The 24870-nt window shown below is 50.9% G+C and carries 23 protein-coding genes; 11 read left to right on the forward strand and 12 right to left on the reverse strand.

From position 1 onward, the window contains the following. Positions 1 to 98: 98 nt before the first annotated feature. The 6 genes from ACAW87_RS13425 to dxs form a co-directional block, all read right to left on the reverse strand. Positions 99 to 569, reverse strand: a complete 471-nt coding sequence (locus ACAW87_RS13425; RefSeq protein ID WP_370723923.1) for an energy transducer TonB — start codon at positions 567 to 569, stop codon at positions 99 to 101. 50 nt (positions 570 to 619) lie between these two features. Further along, on the reverse strand, positions 620 to 1444 hold the full coding sequence (locus ACAW87_RS13430; RefSeq protein WP_370723924.1) for a phosphoglycerol geranylgeranyltransferase: 825 nt from the start codon (positions 1442 to 1444) through the stop codon (positions 620 to 622). Next, the gene (locus tag ACAW87_RS13435) at positions 1356 to 1889 is read right to left on the reverse strand and encodes a hypothetical protein (protein WP_370723925.1); all 534 of its coding nucleotides are present in this window, start codon (positions 1887 to 1889) and stop codon (positions 1356 to 1358) included. The genes ACAW87_RS13430 and ACAW87_RS13435 overlap by 89 nt, the downstream gene beginning before the upstream one ends. Before the next feature lie 74 nt (positions 1890 to 1963). Continuing rightward, positions 1964 to 2389 carry a phage holin family protein gene (locus ACAW87_RS13440; RefSeq protein WP_370723926.1) on the reverse strand — a complete coding sequence of 142 codons (426 nt, stop codon included), beginning with the start codon at positions 2387 to 2389 and terminating at the stop codon, positions 1964 to 1966. Positions 2390 to 2596: 207 nt separating this feature from the next. Then, positions 2597 to 3163 (reverse strand): RNA polymerase sigma factor, encoded by a 567-nt coding sequence (locus tag ACAW87_RS13445; protein ID WP_370723927.1) that lies wholly within the window; start codon positions 3161 to 3163, stop codon positions 2597 to 2599. A 486-nt stretch (positions 3164 to 3649) separates the two neighbouring features. Further along, entirely contained in the window at positions 3650 to 5584 is a 1935-nt protein-coding gene (dxs, locus tag ACAW87_RS13450; protein WP_370723928.1) for a 1-deoxy-D-xylulose-5-phosphate synthase, read from the reverse strand. 502 nt (positions 5585 to 6086) lie between these two features. Here dxs and ACAW87_RS13455 point away from each other — a divergent pair. From ACAW87_RS13455 to nadD, 9 genes are all read left to right on the forward strand, one after another. After that, a complete protein-coding gene (locus ACAW87_RS13455) occupies positions 6087 to 7391 on the forward strand; it encodes an aminotransferase class I/II-fold pyridoxal phosphate-dependent enzyme (RefSeq protein ID WP_370723929.1) in 1305 nt (434 codons plus the stop codon). 136 nt (positions 7392 to 7527) lie between these two features. Continuing rightward, a complete protein-coding gene (locus ACAW87_RS13460) occupies positions 7528 to 7710 on the forward strand; it encodes a BF3379 family histone-like protein (protein WP_370723930.1) in 183 nt (60 codons plus the stop codon). Positions 7711 to 7903: 193 nt separating this feature from the next. Then, positions 7904 to 8929 (forward strand): rod shape-determining protein, encoded by a 1026-nt coding sequence (locus ACAW87_RS13465; RefSeq protein WP_085411377.1) that lies wholly within the window; start codon positions 7904 to 7906, stop codon positions 8927 to 8929. Positions 8930 to 9058: 129 nt separating this feature from the next. Continuing rightward, positions 9059 to 9898, forward strand: a complete 840-nt coding sequence (gene mreC / locus ACAW87_RS13470) for a rod shape-determining protein MreC (RefSeq protein WP_370723931.1) — start codon at positions 9059 to 9061, stop codon at positions 9896 to 9898. A gap of 40 nt (positions 9899 to 9938) precedes the next feature. Then, positions 9939 to 10445, forward strand: a complete 507-nt coding sequence (locus tag ACAW87_RS13475) for a hypothetical protein (protein WP_370723932.1) — start codon at positions 9939 to 9941, stop codon at positions 10443 to 10445. An 82-nt stretch (positions 10446 to 10527) separates the two neighbouring features. Further along, positions 10528 to 11259, forward strand: coding sequence for a hypothetical protein (locus ACAW87_RS13480; protein WP_370723933.1), 732 nt, complete (start codon positions 10528 to 10530; stop codon positions 11257 to 11259). 197 nt (positions 11260 to 11456) lie between these two features. Next, the gene (locus ACAW87_RS13485; RefSeq protein WP_085411381.1) at positions 11457 to 12074 is read left to right on the forward strand and encodes a sigma-70 family RNA polymerase sigma factor; all 618 of its coding nucleotides are present in this window, start codon (positions 11457 to 11459) and stop codon (positions 12072 to 12074) included. Positions 12075 to 12577: 503 nt separating this feature from the next. Further along, complete coding sequence (gene gmk, locus ACAW87_RS13490) at positions 12578 to 13177, forward strand: guanylate kinase (protein WP_370723934.1); 600 nt, start codon at positions 12578 to 12580, stop codon at positions 13175 to 13177. Between the two features lie 101 nt (positions 13178 to 13278). Further along, the gene (nadD, locus tag ACAW87_RS13495) at positions 13279 to 13866 is read left to right on the forward strand and encodes a nicotinate (nicotinamide) nucleotide adenylyltransferase (protein WP_370723935.1); all 588 of its coding nucleotides are present in this window, start codon (positions 13279 to 13281) and stop codon (positions 13864 to 13866) included. Between the two features lie 114 nt (positions 13867 to 13980). Here the strand turns inward: nadD and ACAW87_RS13500 are convergent, their stop codons facing one another. From ACAW87_RS13500 to ACAW87_RS13510, 3 genes are all read right to left on the reverse strand, one after another. Further along, positions 13981 to 14370: a hypothetical protein gene (locus tag ACAW87_RS13500; RefSeq protein WP_370723936.1), complete on the reverse strand. Its 390-nt coding sequence runs from the start codon at positions 14368 to 14370 to the stop codon at positions 13981 to 13983. A gap of 50 nt (positions 14371 to 14420) precedes the next feature. Further along, a complete protein-coding gene (locus tag ACAW87_RS13505) occupies positions 14421 to 15440 on the reverse strand; it encodes a M28 family peptidase (RefSeq protein ID WP_370723937.1) in 1020 nt (339 codons plus the stop codon). A gap of 125 nt (positions 15441 to 15565) precedes the next feature. Beyond that, entirely contained in the window at positions 15566 to 16756 is a 1191-nt protein-coding gene (locus ACAW87_RS13510) for an MFS transporter (protein ID WP_370723938.1), read from the reverse strand. 121 nt (positions 16757 to 16877) lie between these two features. Between ACAW87_RS13510 and ACAW87_RS13515 the strand changes: the two genes are divergently transcribed. Continuing rightward, positions 16878 to 18545: an amidase gene (locus ACAW87_RS13515; RefSeq protein ID WP_370723939.1), complete on the forward strand. Its 1668-nt coding sequence runs from the start codon at positions 16878 to 16880 to the stop codon at positions 18543 to 18545. Positions 18546 to 18750: 205 nt separating this feature from the next. On the opposite strand, the gene ACAW87_RS13520 is transcribed toward ACAW87_RS13515, so the two are convergent. The 3 genes from ACAW87_RS13520 to gcvP all read right to left on the reverse strand — a co-directional run bounded on the left by ACAW87_RS13520 (position 18751) and on the right by gcvP (position 22926). Next, positions 18751 to 19224, reverse strand: a complete 474-nt coding sequence (locus ACAW87_RS13520; RefSeq protein WP_370723940.1) for a hypothetical protein — start codon at positions 19222 to 19224, stop codon at positions 18751 to 18753. A 117-nt stretch (positions 19225 to 19341) separates the two neighbouring features. Next, the gene (locus ACAW87_RS13525; RefSeq protein ID WP_370723941.1) at positions 19342 to 19908 is read right to left on the reverse strand and encodes a hypothetical protein; all 567 of its coding nucleotides are present in this window, start codon (positions 19906 to 19908) and stop codon (positions 19342 to 19344) included. Positions 19909 to 20028: 120 nt separating this feature from the next. Next, complete coding sequence (gcvP, locus tag ACAW87_RS13530) at positions 20029 to 22926, reverse strand: aminomethyl-transferring glycine dehydrogenase (RefSeq protein ID WP_370723942.1); 2898 nt, start codon at positions 22924 to 22926, stop codon at positions 20029 to 20031. A 368-nt stretch (positions 22927 to 23294) separates the two neighbouring features. On the opposite strand from gcvP, the gene ACAW87_RS13535 reads away from it, so the two are divergent. After that, the gene (locus tag ACAW87_RS13535; protein WP_370723943.1) at positions 23295 to 24644 is read left to right on the forward strand and encodes an FAD-binding protein; all 1350 of its coding nucleotides are present in this window, start codon (positions 23295 to 23297) and stop codon (positions 24642 to 24644) included. The last annotated feature ends 226 nt before the right edge of the window (positions 24645 to 24870 follow it).

Below are 24870 nucleotides of genomic sequence, written 5' to 3' on the forward strand. Positions count from 1 at the left end.
GCTGCGGTTGGCTCTGCTATTGATCAAACGCTTGGCAAAGCAGCGCCAACCGCAGCGGCGGACCGCTCTTAATTCTTAACTCTTAACTCTTAACTGAATTAGTTGTCAACTTTAAGTGGAATCGTGTAGAGCATGGCTACGGGTAGGCCGCCCATGCGGGCTGGTTGCCAGCGGGGCATTTTTTCGATGGCCCGGATAATGCTGATCCGGTATTCGTCCATGCCTTTTTCGGCCTCGGGAGTGGTAACCGGCTGAGAGTCGACTGTGATGTCGTAAAGTTTCCCGTCGGGGGCCACAATGAACCGTACTTTGATAGGCCCGGTCTGGTAGTTGATTCGATCGAGCGAATTGGGGAATTCGATGTGTTGCGCCAGAAACCGGAGCATGGCTGAGCGGCCACCCGGAAACTGAGCCAATCGCTCAACAGACGTATAATACTTACCCGGATACTTCGGAGCTACGACTTCTGCTTCCTGGGCTGAGGCAGATGACCACGTCAGCGTAGCGAACAAGGCAAGCATGACTATCCGGTAACTGCCGGTGCAATGAGTTGAGAAAAAGGAACGCATGTAAGGGTACGTGTTTACGGCTAATTGCGTGGAGACACAGAAGAGGACATTCAGGCCTGAAGGTCTCGAACGGGTTGATTATTGAACGAAGAAACAACCGCCGCAATTTCGGGCAGTAAATCCAGATTTTGCTCAATACCGTTACCCACCACAATAAGATCGGCTCCGGCTTTAAGGGCCTGATACGCTTTTTCGCCCGTGTTGATGCCGCCACCCACTACAATGGGCGTGTCGACAGCTTGTCGAACGGCCGCAATCAACTCGGCCGGCACTGGCCGTCGGGCGCCACTGCCCGCGTCCAGGTACGTTAGCCGCAGGCCGAGCAATTCACCCGCTATAGCTGTGCAGGCCGCCACTCCGGGTTTGTCGTGGGGGAGGGGCATGGTGTTGCTGATGTACGAAACGGTGGTCTGAGCGCCGCCATCGACCAGCATATAGGCCGTTGATACTATATCGAGGCCACTTCGCTTCAGCAACGGGGCAGCAATAACATGCTGACCAATCAGCAGGTCCGGGTTTCGGCCCGAGATTAGTGATAGGAGCAGTAGCGAATCGGCCGAGGGATCAATGTGGAGCGAATTGCCCGGAAACAGAACAATGGGCGTGGTTGTTTGCTGCCGGATAAGGGTAATCATCTCGTGCTGCACATAATCGGTAATCAGGCTGCCCCCTACGAAAAAAAAGTCAGCCTCATGCGCTACGGCCCGGCTGACAGTTTCTGCAAAATCGTATTGCCCGACCTTATCCGGGTCGAGCAATACGGCAAACGATTTTCGTCCCGACTCCTTATAGCTGTTCAGTGTAGCTAACAGGCTGATTCGAGGCTTTTTCGTGATAACGGGCATCAGCGGGTTGCGCTGTGGGATTGATTGCATTATTTGTCCGAATTCGAGTCAGTAAACCGCCAATTTGCTCACGAGCAATGCTGGTCAATACTGATGTGAGTAAACCTCCGATCAAACCAGAAGCAGCTGCTGATTTCTGGGTCTCTTTGGCTTGTTGCTTAATGGCCTTACGCTGCTGTCTTGGCTGATAACCGTCTTCATCTTCGTCGGCATCATCCATATAGTCACGATCTTCGGGTTCACCATATTTCTCGGCGTACCGGTATTCGTCAGATTTTGGCAGAATAAGGCTTGCCAGCAAAAATACGCCGAAAGCTACACCCGCTACCAATGCCGTGGTTTTTCCAACTTCAGATGCATCCGTCTTTAGTGAATCGACACTATCCTGAATCGAGGATTTGAATCGTTCGGTAGCTTCCATCAATTGGGCGCGGCGGGCGGTAGTGTCAGCAAAAGGTATTTTTGGGTCTTCCATGAGTTTAACAGGCTAAAAATAAACTAAAATTGTTGAGTATACTGAATTTAAGGTTAGATAGTCACCCCCACGGGTCACTGCAAAAACTGGCCGCTTTGGTTCAGCGACTTTGTGGTCTGGTTCATTAAATCCTGAACGGCTTGCGATTTGTCATCCGCTTTTTTCTGTTGACTTTCTTTCATCGCTTTGTAGGCAATTTTACGAATCATACCAATCATCGATGGCTTCGATATGGCCCAAACGATGGTCAGAATCAGGAAGAAGGCAGCAACAATCAGGAAACCTATATACCGGCTGTCTGTTACTTCGTTGAGGTAAGCAGCCAGCAAACTAAACAGGAAAATAGTGGTGATGGTAGCCAGAAAGCCCAGAATGACTCCATGGACCGCTGTAACGGCCCCCTCTTCTACCTTACCACGGGTTTCGAGCGTAAAAAGCTCGATACGGGCTTCGATGTAGCGAAATATATTTTCGCGAATTTCTTCCAGACGTTCTAACATGACGTGTTGCGGGCTTGGTCTATATACCTATGGTATATGACAAATTAAGGCCCAGTTTGTTTACAAGACCAGAGCCTACGCACCACAGTTTGTGTAAACGGTTGACAGTCAGAGGCAATTAGCGGCTATCTGATCGGGCAGTTGTGAGGAAAAGGGGTGTGGCAAAGTGCCGGTTTAACCCGAAAATGTAGAGAAAAGTCGGCAGTTTTACCGATTAAAGAGTTGCTTCAACTCCTGAAGGGCGGATCGAATCCGGGTTTTTACGGTGCCAAGGGGCAAAGAAAGCTCCTCCGCTGCTTCTTCGTGGGTATATCCATTGAAATAAACCAGATCAATCAGCTGCCTGCGTTCGGGGCGGAGTTGATCCACTACGTCTTTCAAACCAATGAAGTCAGTATTCTCGGGCGGCACGGCATGTTGCCTGTCAACGGCATAGGTTCCGTCATCATCGGTCGAAATGGTCTGGGCCGAGGCGGGGCGGCTCATGGCCTTGCCCGACCGGATACTGTCTATAGCTGCGTTCCGGGCAATGTTCAACATCCAGGTGAAGAGGCGACCTTTCTGCGTATCGTAGCTGCCGAGGTTGTTCCAGATCTTGATAAAAACCTCCTGCATCAGGTCCTGCGCCTGCTCTTCCTCCCGCACAATCTTGAGTAAAACACCATACAGCGCGGCCGAGTAGTGTTCGTACAACCACTGAAACGCTTTGTCGTCTCGCTTAAGCAGCTGTTCGACAAGGACGGATTCGTCAGAAAGAGGCGAGCTTCGTTTCAAGTTGTACGTTGGTTTCGGAATCAAATATACAGGCTTCGGTGAGGAAACGTGCAAGGAATTCGGTAGATGTTGACTTAACCCAACCGCTTGTGAGCGTGGTATATATCATAACAACCAACGTACCTACCGTTGTTTTACAGTCCGTAAAGAAATATACAAGACTATAAAGAGAATAGACAAGATAGAAATTTGGGTTTGTGTACTAACCAGTTAGCCCATTTTCCTCACGAGATCAACTAGGTTTACTCGAAGACACGGTGGTATCGTATTGATTGGTAGCACTTTTATATGATCATGAGGCAATATCTGTACCAAAAGTACAAATTTTCGGTTCGTAAAACAGGTTACGTTGTCTGTCAATGGTTACGGTACAGCCTGTCTTACTAAGTGCGGGTCTGAGCACCATATTACAGGAAGAAAAAAAGCCGGGTACAGACATGGTCGTGTCTTCGCCCGGCTTGGGTACGTCTTTATGTTGTAGGTACGTTACACGCCGATTTTCTGGCCAGCATACAGCAGTTCGCGCACCGCATCGGCAATGCCTTCGGGGTCGAAGCCGCATTCATGGTGAAGCTCGATTTGTTCGCCATGCTCGATGATGGCATCGGGAATGCCGAGGCGTTTCACGCGGGCCATGTAGCCGTGGTTGGCCATAAACTCCAGCACCGCTGAGCCAAAACCGCCCACCAAACAACCATCTTCAACAGTCAGAATTTTATCGAACCGGCTGAAAATCTGGTGCAGCATGGCTTCATCCAATGGCTTGGCGTAGCGCATATCAACGTGAGCCGGGCGTATGCCTTCTTTGGCCAGTTGCTTCGTGGCCGTTACGGCGTAGTTGCCAATGTGGCCCAGTGTCAGAATCGCTACGTCTTCGCCATCCTGTATCAGGCGGGCTTTACCGATTGGCAATTCTTCAAGTGGGGTTTTCCAGTTGGGCATAACGCCTTCGCCGCGTGGGTAGCGGATGGTGTAGGCCTGTTTACCTTTCTGTACCGTATCCGAAGCAGCCGTAAACATCATGTTGCGTAGCTCCTGCTCATTCATAGGCGCGGCCACAATCATGTTGGGAATACAGCGCATGTACGCAATATCATAGGCGCCGTGGTGCGTAGGTCCGTCGGCACCCGCAAAACCCGCCCGGTCGAGGCAGAAGATCACCGGCAATTCCTGAATACACACATCGTGAATGACCTGATCGTAGGCCCGCTGCATAAACGTAGAGTAGATGTTGCAGAACACCACTTCGCCCCGCGTAGCCATACCGGCCGAGAAAGTCACGGCATGTTGCTCGGCAATACCCACGTCGAACGCCCGCGTTGGCATGGCCTTCATCATGATGTTCATCGATGAGCCCGATGGCATGGCGGGCGTAACACCCACAATGCGCGGATTTTGTTCGGCCAGTTCAACCAGCGTGTTACCGAAAACGTCCTGATATTTAGGCGCTTGTGGCGTAGCAAATGTCTTTTTCTTGATCTCGCCGGTCAGCTTATCGAACAAACCGGGAGCGTGCCACTTGGTCTGATCTTTCTCGGCGGGGCCGTAGCCTTTGCCTTTCACCGTCAGCACGTGCAGGATCTTGGGACCAGGAATGGTTTTCAGATCGGCCAGCACATCGGCGAGGCGGTCAACGTCGTGTCCATCGATGGGGCCGAAGTAACGCAGGTTCAGCGACTCGAACAGGTTGCTCTGCGACAGTACCGACGATTTGATGGCCGTTTCTACGGTCGAAACAATTTCCTGCGCCGATTTGCCGAACGTGCTGAATTTACCCAGCAGATTCCAGACCTCATCTTTCACCTTATTATACGTGGGCGAAGTAGTAATGTCGGTCAGGTATTCGCGCAGGGCACCCACGTTGGGGTCAATGCTCATGCAATTGTCGTTCAGCACAATCAGCAGGTTGGCATCGGTGGCTCCGGCGTGGTTCATCCCTTCAAACGCCAATCCGGCGGTCATCGACCCGTCGCCAATGACAGCAATATGGTTGCGTGTTGAATTACCCTGAATTTGAGAGGCAACGGCCATGCCCAAAGCGGCCGAAATAGAGGTCGATGAGTGACCTACGCCAAAGGCATCGTATTCGCTCTCTTTGCGTTTCGGAAAGCCCGACAGGCCGCCGTAGAACCGGTTAGTGTGGAAATTCTCACGCCGACCGGTCAGAATTTTATGACCGTAAGCCTGATGCCCGACATCCCAGATTAGCTGATCATCAGGAGTATTGAATACATAATGCAGTGCTGTTGTCAACTCAACCACACCCAGGCTCGACCCAAAGTGGCCTCCGTAGATAGAGACAACGTCAATGATATATTGGCGCAGTTCATCACAGACTTGGGGTAAGCTTGACTTAGGGAGTTTACGCAGATCTTCAGGAGTGCGAATGGTCGCTAACAGGTTGCCGGGGGTAATCAGCATGGTATACTGCGTGAAGTGTTAATGTCGATTGTAAACAAATCAGTAGAAGATAATGTTTCCCCTGATTCCCCGCCTGACAGCCAGGCGATTACGCAAGCCTGCAAAAATACAGCAAGATTAGGACAAAACGAATACGATGTTCTTTAAAGTGACGAACAAATTGTACTAAATCTATATGTTATCGAAAATATACAGAAGGATTCTAAACAGTTGAAGCTAAACGCCCCTTGCGGTAATTGCCTGATTTTAGTTGTTAATAGTCTGTTATAGCGTGTGTTAAGATCACTATGGTAATTTCGTCGGGTAATCTTTGAAAGTTCAGCACTATTAGTGTACGATGTAAGAAGCAAGCGATTGGACGGATCCGCCAGAGAAACTGATCTTTATGCAGCGGCGCAATTCTTGTCTCTTGCCTCTCGTATCTTATATCTTAACTCTTTTTCCTATTTTTGCACTAAATAGATCGAAAACAGGGCTTTAGGCCCTTAAACGGCATCATAAAGTGGATTTATTTGAGAAACTACGCAACAACCTGGGCCCGATAGGCTCCAATTCACAACTCTTCGACGGGCACCATTATTTTGCCTTTCCTCGCCTAACCGGAGAGCTAGGGCCTCACATGATGTTCTTCGGTAAGAAGATGCTGAACTGGAGCCTCAACAACTACCTGGGCCTGGCTAATCACCCCGAAGTGCGCGAAGCCGACGCTAAAGCGGCCGCCGATTGGGGTCTTGCCTATCCAATGGGTGCCCGGCTCATGTCGGGTAACACCGATCAGCATGAAGAACTGGAGCAACAACTGGCTCAATTTGTTGGCAAAGAAGACTCGTTCCTGCTAAACTTTGGCTACCAGGGTGTCATGTCGGCGGTAGAAGCGTTGGTTGATCGTCGCGATGTGATCGTGTACGACGCCGAGTGTCATGCCTGCATTATCGACGGTATCCGGTTGCACAAAGCCAAAATGGGCGACTACTACAAGTTCAACCATAACGATATGGCCAGCCTTGAAACGAACCTGAAACGCGCTACTAAAAAAGCTGACGAAAACGGGGGTGGTGTTCTGGTCATCAGCGAAGGCGTTTTCGGTATGTCGGGTAAAGTAGGTAGCCTGGATCAGATCGTTGCGCTGAAAGAAAAATACAACTTCCGGTTCTTCGTCGATGATGCCCACGGTTTTGGTACGATGGGTGCCACAGGGGCTGGTGTTGGCGAGCATTACGGTTGTCAGGATGGTATCGACGTGTATTTCTCGACCTTCGCCAAATCAATGGCGTCGATCGGTGCGTTCGTAGCCGCCGATGCCGACATTATCAAGTACCTGAAGTATAACATGCGGTCGCAGATCTACGCTAAGGCGTTACCGATGCCCCTTGTTTTAGGTGCCATGAAACGGCTTGAGTTAATTAAAAAACATCCGGAACTCCGCGAAAAACTGTGGGAAAATGTTCGGGCTCTGCAAAGCGGTTTGCGCGCGCGTGGTTTTAATATTGGTGAAACAACTTCACCGGTTACGCCCGTGCTGTTGCAAAACGACGGCGGTATTGTAGCGGCAACGGCAATGGTACGCGAACTGCGGGAGAGCTATGGTATTTTCTGCTCAATCGTAACGTACCCGGTTGTGCCAAAAGAAATAATCATGCTGCGAGTCATTCCAACGGCTGCGCATTCGCTCGATGATGTTAACTACACGCTGACTGTGTTTAGTGAGATTGTAGAAAAACTCAAAAATGGTTACTACGTACAGCAAAAACCCACCGGAATGGCTGAATTAGCCCAAATAGGGGTCACGGAGTCTGCCGCTGAGTAAGGTATAGGGCTTTAAGTTGTATTATTCGGGTATTTTTTTGTTGGTGCTCTTGCGATCTATAACAGAATAGCTATATTTCGCTCAAATACGCGTTTTTAGCGCATTTGAGCACTTTTCACACTTAAACCCCAATCGTATGACACGCTTTGAGGAAGTAAAAAACCTGATTATGTCACTAGAAGGCGACTTCGATAAATTCTATGACAAAAAGAATCAGGCTGCCGGAACTCGTGTACGGAAAGGTATGCAGGACCTGAAAACAATGGCCCAGCAGATCCGTTCAGAAGTTCAGGACCAGAAAAACGCTGCTGTTAAATAGTTGGTTTTTCTTACCGTTATCAGTCAAACCCGCCCGAACACCTCTGTTCGGGCGGGTTTGGCGTTTATAAGCTGACAATCACGCGTAAAAAGAAAAGTCGACACAAACAGTGGGCTAAACTTGTCTTTTATTATCCCTACTTTTGTGTATTGTTTAGAAATCCAGCATAGCGTTCTATACGTAACCTGCCGAAATGGGACTATTTAATTTTTTGACCAGCGACATTGCTATTGATTTGGGTACGGCTAACACCCTTATTATTCATAAAGACCGTATTGTGGTCGACGAGCCATCTATCATAGCCATGGACAAAGTCAGCGGGAAAGTGCTGGCGATTGGCCATAAGGCGATGCAGATGCACGAAAAAACAAACGAAAACATTAAGACGATCCGCCCGCTGAAAGACGGGGTAATTGCTGACTTTACAGCAGCGGAGTTGATGATTCGGGGGTTGATTAAAATGATTGAGTCGGGTAACCGGCTATTCTCCCCCTCACATCGTATGGTCATCTGTATTCCTTCGGGCATCACCGAAGTAGAGAAAAGGGCTGTTAAAGACTCAGCCGAACACGCGGGAGCCAAGGAAGTGTACATGGTACACGAACCAATCGCCGCCGCCATTGGTATCGGCATCGATATCACCCAGCCAAACGGCACTATGATTGTCGATATCGGAGGTGGTACAACCGAAATTGCTGTTATCGCCCTCTCCGGCATTGTCTGCGAACAGTCGATCCGCATTGCTGGTGACGTGTTCACCCGCGACATCGTGGATTACATGCGTCGTGAGCACAACCTGCTCATCGGTGAACGATCGGCCGAACAGATCAAAATGGAAGTTGGCTCGGCCCTGCCTGAACTCGACAACCCACCCGCCGATTACGAAATCCGTGGTCGTGATTTGATGACCGGTATTCCTAAAGAAATTAAGGTTACCTACAGCGAAATCGCCTACGCCCTCGACAAATCGATCTCGAAGATTGAAGAAGCGGTAATGAAAGCCCTGGAAGTATCGCCGCCCGAACTCTCGGCCGATATTTATACCAACGGTATTCACCTTACGGGTGGCGGTGCATTGTTGCACGGCCTCGACAAGCGGCTCGCCAGCAAAACCAAATTGCCTATCCACGTAGCCGACGATCCGCTCAAGGCTGTAGTGAAAGGAACGGGTGAAGTCATCAAGAACCTCGATCTGTATAAGTCAGTACTTATTTCTTAAGAAGTAGAAACAAGAAGCAAGAGATAAGAAACAAGAAATACGTGGTAAACGACATAGTGAACTAACTCTGTCTTGTTTTTGCCGCCTACTTCTTGTTTCTTATCTCTTGCTTCTTGTCTCTTTTTAAACGTGGAACAACTCTTTGCCTTTATTGCTCAAAGCCGCAACTTCATTCTGTTTGTGTTGCTGGAAGTGCTGTGCTTCTATTTCATTATTAACACAAACAACTACTGGAGCGCAAGCTTTTTCAATACATCGAATCGGTATGCAGCGCAAATGCTTACCTGGTCCAACACGGCGCATGAGTACACTAGTTTACGACAGGTAAATGCCGATCTGGCCGCCGAGAATCTGCGCTTACGTACCCAGCTGACAGAGCGGCAGCAGGAACGTACCCCGCAAAGCCCGCCGCTCTACAAGGCCGACTCTATCTTTGCCACCCGCTTCAAGTTCACCGTTGGTAAAGTAATTAACAATACCACCACGCTGGCCAATAATTACCTCACCATCGATAAAGGCACCGCCGATGGCATCAAACCCGGTATGGGTGTTATTTCACCGACGGGTATCGTCGGCCGGATACGCTTCTGTAACGAACATTTTTCGGTGGCCACATCCATTCTGCACTCCGAGTTTCGCGTATCGGCCAATCTGATTAAGGCAGGTGATATTGGTACCGCCCGCTGGATGGGTAGCGATCCTACCAAAATGGCGCTGCTCGACATTTCGCGTTACAAACCGGTCAGTAAAGGCGATTCGGTGGTAACGTCAGACCAAAACTCAGTTTTTCCTCCGGGAATCCTGATTGGTCGGGTACGCACTATTGGCCTGCAAGCCAACCAAACCTTTCACGACTTGGTTATCGATCTCTCCACAAATTTTGGTAATCTAGCCTACGTTTACGTAGTTGAGAATACCCTGGCTGCCGAACAGGCTCAGATCGAAAAGCAGGTCGAAAGCGAGAAATAACCAGCACTTTGTACTACCTACCGCCCCACCGATTGATGGCATGACCCTTCGCGAAATTGTTGTTCTGATTTCTTTATTCCTGTTGTACATCATCCTCCAGATTTTGTTTGTCCGAAATCTGGTGCTGTTCGATTATGGCTTTTGCTTTGTGTATGTAGCCTGTATTTTGCTCATGCCCAACGAAATAAGCCAGACCTGGCTTTTGCTGCTTGCCTTCGCCACCGGTGTCATCATTGATACATTTTATAATACGCTGGGCATTCATGCGGCCGCTACTGTGCTGATGACATATGTGCGCCCTTTGATTATTCGGGTACAAATGAGTCAGCGCATTCAGGAGTCGCGGGTCATTTTCACACTACAGGAACTGGGATTCGGTGAGTTTTTCAAATACGTGTTTGTGCTCGTACTCATTCACCACGCGGCCCTCTTTCTGATCGAAGCCGGTAGCCTGTCGCTCATCGTACCAACTCTCTTGCGTACACTCGCCAGCGCCCTGTTTACAACCGTAAGCATCATTCTGATTCAGTTTTTTGCCCGTCGATAATTGGCATTATAACCTCCTTTTCATTTCATAGATGACCTTTTGCCGGTACTTGGGTAAGTAGAAATTTTCTTAGCTACTTACCATGTACCGTCCATCTTTCTCTATCCGGTTTGCTGGCATAGCAATCTGTTTATGCTTGTTTACCACCATAGCCTGCGCTCAGCAGAGCCTTTTCAACGTGCCTTCGTCGGAAATAACGCCTAAAGGCAAGCTGTTTTTTCAGCAGCAGGTTAACTTCAGCAGTATTATCCAGTTAAATACCACCCTCGATTATGGCCTGAAGCATGATTGGGAAATTGGCGTTAATCTTCTTGGCATCGATTATTCCCCGTCTTTGCATGACTTTTTGAAAAACGACGTGCTTCAAAACGACCCTTTTTCACCGCTAGTCATGATCAATGTTCAGAAAGGAGTGCCTGTCAATGAACACTGGAAGCTAGGGTTCGGTGCACAGAACGGTGTCAATATGGCCCAGTACCGATCAGAGCGGTTAGCCTATTTTTATTACGCTAATGCCGTCTGGACGTCAAGAAGCGAGCGTTTGCGGATCAACAGTGGTCTTTACCTAGGCAACGAACATTATCTGGGCGATGGTAATAATGTAGGCGTAATGGTTGGCGCCGAAGCGGCACTGATTCCTCATAAAGTACACCTGATGGCCGACTGGATAAATGGCACCCATGATCTAGGCGTAGGTGTTATTGGCGCTGTGGCCTACCCCTGGCGGCATTTACCGATCTCGCTGGGGTGGCAGCTTCCCAATGATAGGCAAAACCAACGCGCTTTCGTTTTCGAGATAACGTACATACCTTAGGAGCCGTTCGGGTCGGACACTGCCAACATAAGCAGCTCGAGTTTGGTTCTGCCATTTTGGCCGCTAAACTTTTTGGTTGAACAAAGGTTTGATTTTTGCAGTAGACTGTATACCGGCCTCTGCCAGCGCGGTCTGCTTTTCAGATCAGCGTAAAATCTGGCGGCTGTCGAGGCAAACCGACTTTAACGCCTACTTTTATGTCGACAATGCCCGAAACTATGTCAGATACGACGCCCACTCGCGGTTATACCGACGACCAGAAATACCGGATTTTCAACAAGGAGTTCATGCCGCACATCGACTCCATGTACAACTTCGCCTTTCGTCTTACCATGGACGAAGACGATGCCAACGACCTTGTGCAGGATACGTACCTGAAAGCCTTCCGGTTTATCTCCTCGTTTGAACAGGGAACCAACGCAAAAGCATGGCTGTTCAGAATCCTGAAGAATAGCTTCATTAATGATTATCGGAAGAAAAGTAAGGAGCCAGCCAAGGTTGATTACCAGGACGTTGAGACGACTTACAATTCAGAAGATTCAGAAACCGAACATACTGTCGACCTTCGGGCCGAGACCGTGTCGGATCTGATCGGCGATGAAGTTGCTACTGCCCTAAACTCACTACCAGTCGATTTTCGTACCGTCATCATTTTGTGTGATATCGAAGGATTCACGTATGAAGAAATGGCTAAGATTCTCGACATCCCTATCGGTACAGTTCGGTCGCGTTTGCACCGGGCACGTAACCTGCTGAAGGAAAAGCTGAGAGATTATGCGGCGTCGATGGGTTATAACGAAAATATTGACGACTAAATCGAACTAATACGATACAGACTTTGGTTAGACCAATAGCAACAATATAACTAATTTTGGAATAAATAAAATTTTTCCAATGCAAACGTCTTTGCCAACATCGTCGCCAGAGGTACTGAGGAGTATGAAGAATTCGTGTGAACACCAAAGCGACTGTCTGAAGTTTATTCAATCGGTACTCGACGGAGCAGCGACTGAACAAGACCTCGAGAAATTGAAGCGCAATCTGGAATCGTGCCAGCCCTGTATTAAAATGTACCACCTTGAGAAAGAGATGAAAGCGCTCCTTCAAAACAAGATGGAAAAAAGGTGCTGTCCAGAAAGGATTATCGAAGATATCCGTAACCGCATTGCTACCTTCAATTAAGCCATTTTGACCCAATACAATCGGGGTAAGTGAGTAAGCCAATTGGCTCCTCGCTTACCCCGATTCGTTTTTCAGTACCTTTACAGCATAAATGTCATGTCGGTTATTGACATTTCCATTAAACTTCCCCCCCAACTTGGACGGTAAACTGATCATCTTTTCGGCCCCTTCCGGCTCTGGTAAAACAACCATTGTTCATCACCTGCTGGAAACCAACAAAAACCTTGGCTTCTCTATCTCGGCCTGCACCCGCGACCGCCGGGGCCGTGCCGAACAAAATGGCCAGGATTACTACTTCCTGACGCCCGACGAGTTTAAGCACAAAATCGACGCCGATGAATTTGTAGAATGGGAAGAGGTGTACGTTGGTGCGTTTTATGGCACACTGAAATCAGAGATTCAGCGGGTTTGGAATACCGGAAAGCACGTGCTGTTCGATGTAGATGTAAAAGGCGGCCTGAAATTAAAGCAGTATTACGGCGATCGGGCGTTGGCCGTTTTTGTGAAAGTCCCCGACGAAGAAACACTGAAGCAACGCCTGATTGGCCGGGGTACAGAAACCGAAGACAGCCTCTCGAAACGACTCTTTAAAGTCCACTTCGAAATGTCGTTCCAGGATCAGTTCGATGTTATTCTGGTCAATGATGACCTCGAAGAGTCATACGCCAAAGCCCAGAAACTAATCGACGACTTCATCAACGAAGGCATCGTCCCGGCAAAAGCAACGATAATATAGTTTGTGGTTTGTTGTTTGAGGTTTGTGGTTGCGCCGCTGAGTTACCATTTTTACCCTCAGCAGCGCAACCACAAACCTCAAACAACAAACCACAAACTAAGTTGAAAATCGGTCTTTTTTTCGGCTCGTTTAACCCCATACACGTTGGGCATTTGATTGTGGCGAATACCATGGCTACGAGCGCCGATCTGGAGCAGGTCTGGTTTGTGGTATCGCCGCAAAATCCGTTTAAAAAGACGAAAAGTCTGTTGCACGAATTCGACAGGCTGGATATGGTAGAGCGCGCTATTGCCGATAATAGCCGCCTGAAAGCCACTGATGTGGAATTTTCGATGCCTAAACCCAGCTACACCATCGATACGCTGGATGTACTGCGTCAGAAGTTTCCGCAACACACGTTCAAACTGATTATGGGCGAAGACAACCTGGATCAGTTTGCCAACTGGAAGCAGTATGAGCGAATTCTGACGGAGTTTGGTCTTTACGTATATCCACGACCGGCACGCCCCGGTGAACCAACCATAGTTTCACCTTTCCGTGAGCATCCAAACGTGCGCCTGATCGCAGCCCCCCTGCTCGATATCTCAGCTACCTACATCCGCGAAGCCATCCGCACCAATCGCTCCATCCGCTACATGGTGCCCGATGTGGTTGAGGAAATGATCGAACGGAAGAAGTTTTACATATAAATGAGTTCAAGGTCTAATAGTCTAATGTTCAACGTCGCTTTGCTACGTACCGTTTTGGTACCCGGCAAAGCGACGTTGAACATTAGACTATTAGACCTTGAACATTGGACTCACCTACGGCGTCCCGTTCTGTGTAGTTACCTCCGTTACTAACCCGATTGAGCTAACGCGGAGCGCCACACTCTTTGCGCCTGATTTAGCGCCGGTGTTTTCGCTGCAATGCGGGCCTTTCTCTACGTAATAAACATACACTTTTCCGTTTCGGTCGGTGATTTCGTTTACGTCGGGCCGACCCAGCATTTTACCCAGGTCATTGACGTGGAGGCCTTTGAACTGTTCGCGTACAGCCATGAAATTAGCCAATTCTCCCTGGCGGTCGCCCTTGCAGCCGCCCCGGTCATTGCGCCAGACCTTGAGGTCTAACGTACCCAGCTTGTCGGGGCCACCACACGAAAACAAAAGCGTTGCTGCTCCTAAAAGGACTATTGATTTTACAGAAATCATTGGATGGTGGTATCGATTAACTCGTTAGTGAAAGACTAAACTCATACCAATTACGGTTTTTCGTTATATACCGTCTGAATCAGCGTTTGCCCAACGGCTTTTAGCGTATTCGGGTCAATATTCCGCATATCGTCTTCCGATGTGTGCCAATCTTCAAAGAACGAACCCGTTGTGGTATCCAGGTGAATGATGTCGATCATCGGAATTTTAGCGATGGTGTTGGGTGCCAGGTGATCATCCGTGATGGGACCACCGGCTTTGTCGACGAAATACTGCGTATACCCCAGTTGGCTGGCCGTATTCCAGATGGTTTGCGCTACACTGGGCGCAAACTGCATTGAATAGCCCTCTTTCAGAAATGTAGCGTTTTTAGCTCCGACCATGTCGAGCAAAACACCATAATAGGCTGTGTAGCCCGGTTTGTGCGGATTTTTGGCCCAATGGCGCGAACCCAGGCAGAAACCCAGATAATCATAATCGGGATACCCTGCCTCTTTGTCACCCACAGCACGCTGACCGTCGCCCCAGTCCTCGGCGTCGAAGAAGATAAGATCAACACCTACGGTTGGTTTTTCTTTGGCCTGCTGAATAACCCGGGCCATTTCTAGCAACACGGCCACGCCACTCGCGCCATCATTGGCGGCTGGAACCGGTTTGGTGTAGTTGGTTGCCAGACTGTCCTGATCAGAAAAACGGCGCGAATCCCAGTGCGAAGAAAACAACAGACGTTTTTCCGCTTTCGGGTTTATCACGCCGATGATATTACGGCCTGTCACCATGACACCGTCCCAGCCTTTGGCGGTAAATGGTTGTTCAATCACCTCAACACCATACGATTTCAACGTCGCCACAATGTAATCGCCACCACGTATGTGAGCGGGCGTATTGGGTACGCGAGGCCCAATGGCGATCTGCTTTTCGATAAAGGTATAGGCTGAGTCGCCGGAAAAAGTGGGGGCAGCTACCAGCTTCGTTTCGGTCTGCGTGGTCTCCGACGAGCTACTTTTTTTATCGTCGCAGGCTACAATAACCAGCGCACAGGCCAGAAAGGCCAGGAGGGTTTTTTTCATGAGTAAAAAATGGTCGAACAACCAAAATCGGTTTGTTGTCAGAACGTCCAAAAGTACGTCTTCTGTGTGATTTGATGGGTAGGAATTGGCGTTTGCCGTAATAAACAGATAGTTCTACTCAACAACTACCCAATAGACCGCTTGTTCATCATTCCCCAAAGCCCCAATATCGGCCCCGGCACCAGCAGCCAAAACGCCCAGACAGAACCACCCGAATACGATAACAACCAGGCCAGCGATTGAATGGAGACGATGGTGATTGAAAAGCCAAGGCAGGTCACCAGCGTTAGTAAACTTCCCCGCATATCGTCAGGTACGTTGGTTGATACGATCGTGGTCAGTTGCGGAGAGTCGCCCGCGATTGTGATGCCGTAGATGAGCAGGAAACCCAAAAACAGGGCTGGTGGTGCATAAACCATCAGTGGAATGAGTGCGGTGCAGAGGCCGGAAATGAGCAAATTAGCCGTAGCTACACGTTTGCTGCCAAAGCGAAGTGCCAGCAGTCCGCCACCGGCACAACCCACAAAGCCAGCGGCAATGCCCCAGAATGCCCAAATCGGCGTATTAACGAGAGTGTTGGGGTGATACTGACTGTAGATAGTCAGCAAAGCCGGGAGAAACGCCCACAGCGCATACAGTTCCCACATATGTCCGAAGTAACCCAATACACCGGCCCGCAATGGCCCGGGCTGAAACAACAACGGAAAGACACGCAGACTGAACGTACCTGGTCGACGGGGAACCGACGTTGCGGGAATAGCCCACGCCAGCAACAGGCCACCTGCCACGGCCAGCGCGCTCACGGTGAGCAATACGCCCTCATACGGCAGCGATTGACCCACGCCCCGAATCAGGTGCGGCAGGGCGGTACCCAACACAAGCGCACCCACCAGAAACCCCATGGCCCGACCCAACACCGGCCGAAACCAGTCGGCGGCGATTTTCATGCCGACCGGATAAACGCCCGCCAGAAAAAAGCCCGTTCCGAACCGACTCAGCAATACCCAACCCGACCGAAGCGGCAACAGCAGAATAAGCAGATTGAAAAGGGCTGCCGCCACCACCGATATCAGGAAAACGCGGGTGGCCGGGTACGTATCGGGAATACGGTACAGGGTATAGACCAACGTACCGGCAATGAAACCCAGTTGCACCGCCGAGGTGATCCAGCCGCTCAGTGCCGTGGTGCCTAATAACGGTTGTAAATTAGGCAGAATGGCGTTCCCGGCGAACCATAGCGACGTGCCGGCAAATTGTGCCACTACGATGACCAATAAATGGGCGTTGCTGAGGGTTTCTGATTTTATCTGACTCAAAGTGTATAAGGATCAATAATATTCACTATCAGGATACCCCGACGGTTGGGCAAATAAACAGACAGTATCTAATATCCAGTACTCTGTTTACTTTTAATGGTTTATACAACCAACCAACTTCATGCACAAACCTGTACGCCTTCTGATCCTTTGCGCCGTTAGTTTCGCCGCTGGGGCATTCATTACCAGCTACGACGATCCCAGGAAACCCATCACGGCCGAAATGGCCGACGTAGCCTCGAACATATTCGGGTTGTCGTTTACCCGTGCCGAGCGCGATTCCATGCTCGACAACCTCATGGATCAGCGCCGCGATTTTGAGACGATACGAACCGTTAACCTCACCAACGACGTTGCTCCGGCCCTTTATTTCAACCCACTACCCACCGGTTTTGTCATGCCCACCGGAGCCAGTTCGTTCAAGGCATCGGCACCGGGTCAGGTACGTATGCCCGCCAACCGCGACGATCTGGCGTTCTACACCGTGGCGCAATTGGGTGAGTTGATCCGCACGAAGCAGATTTCGTCGGAATCCTTGACTCAGTTTTTCCTGACGCGCCTGAAAACCTACGGCCCAACGCTGTTCAACGTAGTCACTCTTACGGAAAAGCTGGCTCTGGAACAGGCACGCCGCGCCGATGCTGAACTCAAAGCCGGCAAATACCGCGGACCACTCCACGGCATTCCGTACGGGGCCAAAGATTTGCTGGCCCGCCGGGGCTATAAAACCACCTGGGGGTCGGTGCCTTACAAAGATCAGGTGCTCGATTATGACGCCACTGTTATCAAAAAACTCGAAGACGCCGGTGCCGTGCTGTGCGCCAAACTGGCGATGGGCGAACTGGCGATGGGCGACGTCTGGTTTGGCGGCAAAAGTCGAAATCCCTGGAAGCAGGAAACAGGCTCCAGCGGTTCATCGGCGGGGTCGGGCAGTACCGTATCGGCAGGGTTGCTGCCATTTGCGATCGGCACCGAAACGCTGGGCTCCATTGTGTCACCGTCAACGGTTTGTGGCGTTACCGGCCTGCGCCCCACCTACGGACGTGTGAGCCGTCACGGAGCCATGGCGCTTTCGTGGTCGATGGATAAAATTGGCCCCATGACTCGCTCTGTAGAAGATTGTGCGCTGGTTTTTAACGCCATTCAGGGCCCCGATAACCTCGATCCAACGGTTATAAACGTGCCGTTTCGATATGCGCCCATGGCCTCGCTCAAAGGTGTCAGAATCGGGGTTGTTCAAAAAGCCTTCGATAGCACGTACCCAAATAAAGCCAACGATCAGGCCACACTCGACTTACTCAAGAAACTTGGCGCTACGCTGGTACCCATTGAGTTACCCCCCTTCCGCTACGGCGCGCTGACCATGATCATCGGCGTAGAAGGTGCCGCCGCTTTCGACGAACTGACCCGTTCGGGCCGCGACAGTCTGATGGTTCGGCAGGGAAAAGGGGCCTGGCCCAACGAATTTCGGTCATCGCGCTTTATTCCGGCGGTCGAATACATACAGGCCAATCGCATACGTACCCAGCTTATTAACCAGATGCATGAGGTGCTGAAAAAAGCGCAGGTCGACGTATACATCACGCCCGCCTATGCCGGGGGGAACCTGCAACTGACCAACCTAACGGGTCACCCCTGTGTGGTGCTGCCCAACGGTTTCAACGCGCAGCAAACCCTCACCAGTATCACTTTCAACGGACAGCTTTTCGCCGAAGGATCGGTACTGGCTGTTGCCAAGGCCTATCAGGACGCGACCGATTGGCACAGGAAGCACCCGGTTGTGAATTAAGAATTGATAGATGAGAAGCTAGAGACAAGACGGCTCCGGTGGAGAAACGGCGCTTTACGCTTAAGAATTGAGAGTAGTTCAGAACGATCTTGTCCGGCGAATAGCACCGAAAGCCATTGGTCGGGTACTAAAAATCCCATCGTACAACTCTACACTTGCCGTGATGAGTTGTACGATGGGATTTCTGCAATAAGTGTAAGGCTATCTACTCGCCAAACAGCTGATTCCAAACGGCTTTGGCTTTCTCTTTAGCCGCTTCGACCTGATGCGCGGCTTCGGCTTTCAGTTCGTCGAGTTTAACCTGAGCGGCTTCCAACTGCACGTTAGCCTCAGCGCGAACCTCATCAAATTTATCTTCAGCAGCGTCGGCGAGTTCATCAGCCTTGGCAGAGGCGGCTGTGTACGCGGTTTCAGCCTGAGCCTGTAGGTTTGTCAGCGTTTCGGCCGTGGTAGCTTTTACGGTTTCAACATGCAAAGCCGCTTTCGCTTTCAGGTCTTCGATGTCTACTTTATCGCCCAATTCATGTGCTTTGGCAACCAGTTGATCCTTCAACTCATCGAGTTGAGCGGCGGCGGCGTTCAGGTGTTCGCCAGCCTCCGTTTTAAACGCGTCTAATTTTTCAGCGGCAGCGGCTTTAGTGGCCTGAATTTGCTCAGCGGCGGTGGTTTTATTATCCATTATATCAGTTTGCAGTTTTCTATTTACAGTTGCGCTGCCAAGTTACACTACGTAAAGTCAGCAACGCAACAGCAAACAGAAACCGATACGTCGGACCGCAGCAAACTGCAAACTTTTTTACCCCAGCCTTCTGGTAATCAACGTACCTACGGCTTCGATCAGATTCATGGGTTTCAGGGTTCGCCAGTTGACGAGGTTTAGCGTTCCGCCGAAGTTGATGTAGTAGTCGAGGCGGAATCGTTTCCATTCCTGCTCCACAAATTCGGGGAAGTTGATCGCCGTGATCCAGCCGTCTTCTACATCGTCGAACCACTCTTCGTAGTAGCTATCGTCGGAGCCGTGGAAGTTGAGCACGTTTTCGCCGATGAGCAGAAAGTACTTGATGCCTTCCTGCACAAGTGGGTCAATGACCTGCCGTTTCAGGTGCATGATGTCGTTGTGCAACGTGTCATTCCACTCGCCGAACAGTTCGATGACCACGGCCTGCCGGTCATAATTGGCGTAAAGAATCTTGCAGTAGAGCGTTTCAGAACCGATTTCGTCCCAAAACGGGTGGATGTAGTATCCGTAAATATCGTTTTCGTACTGGAGCGTATTATACGTCCGCTCATGAAACGGCGACTGCGGGTCGTCGGATGCGGCATAGTACTTCTCCCAGCCATAGAAAGGCTCAATGTCTTGCATAACGTTGGGAAAAATAGTTTGTGGTTTGTCGTTTGAGGTTTGTGGTTGCTCTGCTAATCCATGACCTGGTTAGATCAGCAGCGCAACCACAAACTTCAAACGACAAACCACAAACTTAGTTTAGGCCGGCGACACCATATCTGTGGCTACCATGTCGGCTTCGGCGGTTACTTCGGCGTAGGCGTCGGTTGGTACGCATGAGCATACCAGGTTGCGGTCACCATAGGCCGAATCGATGCGGCTTACACTTGGCCAGAACTTGCGGGCACGAACATAAGGCAGTGGGAAAACGGCTTTCTCACGGGTATATGGCCGGGTCCAGTCATCGGCCAGAGCTACCAGGGCGGTGTGCGGCGCGTATTTCAGCACGTTTTCGGTCTTGTCGACCGCGCCGCTTTCGATTTCACGAATCTCGTTCCGAATGGCGATCATAGCGTCACAGAACCGATCTAGTTCGGCTTTCGACTCTGATTCCGTTGGCTCGATCATCATCGTACCCGCTACCGGGAACGATACCGTTGGCGCATGGAAACCATAGTCCATCAGGCGCTTGGCAATATCTTCTACTTCGATGCCAACAGACTGTTTCAACGGACGGCAGTCAATGATCATTTCGTGCGCCGCGCGACCGCTGGCGGCCGTGTACAACGTTTCGAAATGACCGTCGAGCCGCGACTTGATGTAGTTAGCGTTCAGGATAGCCCGCTTGGTGGCGTTGGTCAGTCCTTCGCCGCCCATCATGGCAATGTACGCATACGAGATAGTCAGAATGCTGGCCGACCCGTAAGGCGCTGCCGACACAGCCCCCGACCCTTTACCCGGCAGGAATGGCACCAGTTGCTCAGCTACGCCGATTGGCCCCATACCCGGACCACCGCCGCCATGCGGAATGCAGAAGGTTTTGTGCAGATTGAGGTGACACACGTCGGCACCGATCGTAGCGGGGGACGTCAGACCTACCTGCGCGTTCATGTTGGCACCGTCCATGTACACCTGACCGCCAAACTGGTGAATCGTGTCGCAGATGTCGATGATGCTTTCCTCGAAAACACCGTGAGTACTTGGGTACGTTACCATCAGGCACGACAGATCGGCGGCGTACTGTTCGGCTTTCGCTTTCAGGTCAGGTACGTCGATGTTGCCACGTTCGTCGCATTTCACGATCACCACCTTCATGCCGGCCATTACGGCGCTGGCAGGGTTAGTGCCGTGGGCTGACTGCGGAATCAGGGCCACATTGCGGTGCTCATCGCCCCGGCTTTCGTGATACGCCCGAATAACCATCAAGCCCGCATATTCTCCCTGCGCGCCCGAGTTTGGTTGCAGCGACATGGCCGCAAAGCCAGTGATTTCGCACAGCCAGGTGTTTAGGTCGGCGAAAAGTTGCTGATAACCGGCAGTCTGCTCTTTTGGTGCGAAGGGGTGCATTTTGCCAAACTCAGGCCAGGTCACCGGAATCATTTCGGCGGTGGCGTTGAGTTTCATGGTGCAGCTTCCCAACGAAATCATCGAGTGCACCAGCGAAAGGTCTTTCTCTTCCAGCGATTTCAGGTAACGCAACATCTCGTGTTCGGTATGGTGCGTGTTGAAAACCGGATGCGTCAGGTACGTCGACTGACGAATCAGGCGCTCGGGCCAGGTCAGTTCCAGGCTGTCGATCATGTCTGACAGGCTATCGTCGGTAACCTGAATGCCGAACACATCGAGCAGAATCTTCAGGTCGTCGAGCGTTTTAGCTTCGTCGAACGAAATAGTGACCTGCTCGCCGTTACTGGCGTAGCGAAGGTTGATTTGTGCCGCCCGTGCCGATTTTTTTAATGACTCAATATCGTTCGTACGTAGGGTAACTGTATCGAAATAATTCTCAGAGAGAATCTCGAAACCTGCCCGTTGGGCTGCTTTGGCAAATAACCGGGTGAGGCCGTGGGTACGTTCGGCAATCTCGCGAAGGCGCTGTGGACCGTGGTACACGGCGTAGCTACCGGCCATGACAGCCAGCAGAACCTGCGCCGTACAGATATTCGAGGTTGCTTTCTCGCGACGGATATGCTGCTCACGAGTCTGTAAGGCCATCCGTAACGCCGGATTGCCTTGCGCATCGACCGACATCCCGATAATCCGACCCGGAATCTGACGCTTGTACACGTCTTTCGTGGCGAAGAATGCCGCGTGTGGACCACCAAAACCCATGGGTACGCCAAAACGCTGGGCTGAGCCAACTACTACGTCGGCACCCATTTCGCCGGGAGGCGTCAACATCGTCAGCGCCATCAGATCGGCAGCCACGGCAATATTGATACCCAATTCGTGGGCCGCTGTAATCAGATCGGTATAGTCGAATACCTCACCATCGGTGGCGGGGTATTGCAGCAACATGGCAAAAATGGCGCCCGACGTCAGATCGGCCATCCGGTGATCGCCCACTACCACGCGGATATTCAGCGGGGTTGCGCGGGTACGTACCACCTCAATGGTTTGCGGGTGGCAACGGTCTGATACAAAGAACGTTTCTGCTTTTTTACGCGAAGCGGGACGCAGGCTGTGCAGCATGGTCATAGCCTCGGCGGCGGCCGTTGCCTCGTCGAGCAATGAGGCGTTAGCAATCGGCATACCTGTCAGGTCGCACACCACCGTCTGGAAATTCAGCAGGGCTTCAAGGCGGCCCTGGGCAATTTCGGCCTGGTAAGGCGTATAAGCTGTGTACCAGGCCGGGTTCTCCAGAATGTTACGGAGAATGACGTTCGGCGTGAGGGTATCGTAATAGCCCTGACCAATGTACGATGTGAAGATTTTGTTCTGCTGCGCCAGCTTTTTGAAGTCGCTTAAGAACTCATGTTCACCTTTCGGAGCGGGCAGGTCGAGTGGGCGGGGGAGCCGGATATTGGCCGGTACGGTCTGTTCAATGAGTTCGTCGATGGTATCAACGCCCACTGCTTCGAGCATCTGGTTGAAATCCTGGTCAAATTGACCGTTGTGACGGTCTTCAAAACGATCGGTTTGTTGAAGCGTTACTTTCATAAAGTGATGGACGCGTACGGCTTTATTTTCGGAACCCAAAGTTACGCCAAAACGTGCCGTGTCATACTTTTTACGGGGATTCTAAATCCAAATGGTTGATTCGATACGTATATATGGCGTCTGTATCATACAGAAAAGAAATTGATTACCTATCCAACTATGATTTGTGAAGGCGCCTTGACCAACTGGTCGGGGCGCTTTTTTTGTTACCTGTACGTTGAAGATGGACATTATTATCAGGTATATCTTACCGGTCAACCAACGTGAGTTGGCGTACACAATTAGGTTCTCCCCCCACGAGGCTTTACCTTTTGTGGCGGCAACGCCAACTCCACCATCACTGTAGCTTTCGCGTTAATCTCCAACCTATGAAACGTAACGAATTCTTGAAAACATCATCTGTTCTGGTGGCTGGCACTATGTTCTCACCCCTACTTTCCTGCGATGGGCAGGGTAAAACGGTTCGTAAAAACTGGGCGGGTAACTACACGTATCAGGCCAAAGAATTTTACGAGCCCAAAACGATCGACGAATTACAGACGGTACTGAAGCGGGCGGGCCACCAGAAAGCGCTTGGCTCGTGCCACTGCTTCAACGACATTGCCGATAGTCCCTTGGCCCAGATTTCGACCAAACATTTCGATAAAATGCTGTCGATTGATGAGCAGGCTATGACCGTTACTGTCGAGGGCGGTGCGCGCTACGGTCAGTTTGCGCCGGAGCTTGACAAGCGGGGATATGCCCTGCATAATCTGGCATCACTGCCGCACATTTCCGTAGCCGGAGCCTGCGCCACGGCCACGCACGGGTCTGGCGTGAAAAACGGCAACCTGGCCTCGGCGGTAGCTGGTTTAGAGTTAATTACGCCCAGCGGTGAAGTTGTCACACTCAGCCGGGATAAAGACGCGACTTTATTCAACGGCGCAGTTGTTAACCTGGGCGCGCTGGGCATGATCACCAAGGTGACGCTCGACATTCAAAAAACCTATCAGGTACGTCAGGATCTGTTCCAAGATCTGCCGCTGCAATCGCTGGTCGATCATTTCGACGAGATTCTGGGTAGCGGCTACAGCGTGAGCCTGTTTACCGATTGGCAGGATAAGAAGATTAGCCAGGTCTGGATAAAGCGGAAGGTCGAGCCGGACACGAAAGCGTTGGGGCCGGATTTTTTCGGGGCTAAGGCGGCTACCAAAAACCTGCACCCGATCACGACCATGTCGGCCGAAAACTGTACCGAGCAAATGGGCGTGCCTGGCCCGTGGTACGAGCGGTTGCCGCACTTCAAAATGGGCTTTACACCCAGCAGCGGCGAGGAGTTACAATCGGAATATTTCGTACCTAAAATGAACGCCGTCGACGCGTTTCTAGCGCTCGAAAAGCTGGGTAGTGTGATTTATCCGCAACTGATGATCTCGGAAATTCGCACCATTGCGGCCGACAGTTTCTGGATGAGTCCCTGCTACAATCAGGACTCTGTGGCGTTTCATTTTACGTGGAAACAGAACTGGGAAGAAGTGCGCCAGATTCTGCCGCAGATCGAAGCGGCTTTAGCTCCGTTCACTGCCCGACCGCACTGGGGGAAGCTGTTCAAGATAGATCCGAAAGTGATCAAAGAGCGCTACGAAATGCTTCCCGAATTTTTGCAACTGGCCCGTATGTATGACCCGACCGGTAAATTCCGCAACAAATTCCTCGATCTGAACGTGTACGTGCGGTAGGGGGCTGGCACGAGTGTTTACTCGCTATCGCTGGCGCGAGCATGTGCTCGTGCCTTTTATGTTGCAAGCATATGCTTGCACAGCCCGTCAGGGCAATATGGTAGCAAGAAGAAAATGGCTCTTACTCTACCATATTGCGCTTTCGCGCTGTGCAAGCAGATGCTTGCGACATTATAGGCACGAGTAAACACTCGCGCCAGCCTGCGCTAGCCAGATTAATGGCATG

Origin of the sequence: Fibrella aquatica (genome assembly GCF_041321135.1) — a bacterium.
GTDB classification, from domain to species: domain Bacteria; phylum Bacteroidota; class Bacteroidia; order Cytophagales; family Spirosomataceae; genus Fibrella; species Fibrella aquatica.

Excerpts from the sequence above, each read along its gene's own strand:
- ACAW87_RS13425 (WP_370723923.1), bottom strand. The coding sequence starts at position 569 with ATGCGTTCCTTTTTCTCAACTCATTGCACCGGCAGTTACCGGATAGTC.
- ACAW87_RS13430 (WP_370723924.1), bottom strand. The coding sequence starts at position 1,444 with ATGCAATCAATCCCACAGCGCAACCCGCTGATGCCCGTTATCACGAAA.
- ACAW87_RS13435 (WP_370723925.1), bottom strand. The coding sequence starts at position 1,889 with ATGGAAGACCCAAAAATACCTTTTGCTGACACTACCGCCCGCCGCGCC.
- ACAW87_RS13440 (WP_370723926.1), bottom strand. The coding sequence starts at position 2,389 with ATGTTAGAACGTCTGGAAGAAATTCGCGAAAATATATTTCGCTACATC.
- dxs (WP_370723928.1), bottom strand. The coding sequence starts at position 5,584 with ATGCTGATTACCCCCGGCAACCTGTTAGCGACCATTCGCACTCCTGAA.
- ACAW87_RS13460 (WP_370723930.1), top strand. The coding sequence starts at position 7,528 with ATGACACGCTTTGAGGAAGTAAAAAACCTGATTATGTCACTAGAAGGC.
- ACAW87_RS13465 (WP_085411377.1), top strand. The coding sequence starts at position 7,904 with ATGGGACTATTTAATTTTTTGACCAGCGACATTGCTATTGATTTGGGT.
- ACAW87_RS13475 (WP_370723932.1), top strand. The coding sequence starts at position 9,939 with ATGACCCTTCGCGAAATTGTTGTTCTGATTTCTTTATTCCTGTTGTAC.
- ACAW87_RS13480 (WP_370723933.1), top strand. The coding sequence starts at position 10,528 with ATGTACCGTCCATCTTTCTCTATCCGGTTTGCTGGCATAGCAATCTGT.
- ACAW87_RS13485 (WP_085411381.1), top strand. The coding sequence starts at position 11,457 with ATGTCGACAATGCCCGAAACTATGTCAGATACGACGCCCACTCGCGGT.
- ACAW87_RS13500 (WP_370723936.1), bottom strand. The coding sequence starts at position 14,370 with ATGATTTCTGTAAAATCAATAGTCCTTTTAGGAGCAGCAACGCTTTTG.
- ACAW87_RS13505 (WP_370723937.1), bottom strand. The coding sequence starts at position 15,440 with ATGAAAAAAACCCTCCTGGCCTTTCTGGCCTGTGCGCTGGTTATTGTA.
- ACAW87_RS13515 (WP_370723939.1), top strand. The coding sequence starts at position 16,878 with ATGCACAAACCTGTACGCCTTCTGATCCTTTGCGCCGTTAGTTTCGCC.
- ACAW87_RS13520 (WP_370723940.1), bottom strand. The coding sequence starts at position 19,224 with ATGGATAATAAAACCACCGCCGCTGAGCAAATTCAGGCCACTAAAGCC.
- ACAW87_RS13525 (WP_370723941.1), bottom strand. The coding sequence starts at position 19,908 with ATGCAAGACATTGAGCCTTTCTATGGCTGGGAGAAGTACTATGCCGCA.
- gcvP (WP_370723942.1), bottom strand. The coding sequence starts at position 22,926 with ATGAAAGTAACGCTTCAACAAACCGATCGTTTTGAAGACCGTCACAAC.
- ACAW87_RS13535 (WP_370723943.1), top strand. The coding sequence starts at position 23,295 with ATGAAACGTAACGAATTCTTGAAAACATCATCTGTTCTGGTGGCTGGC.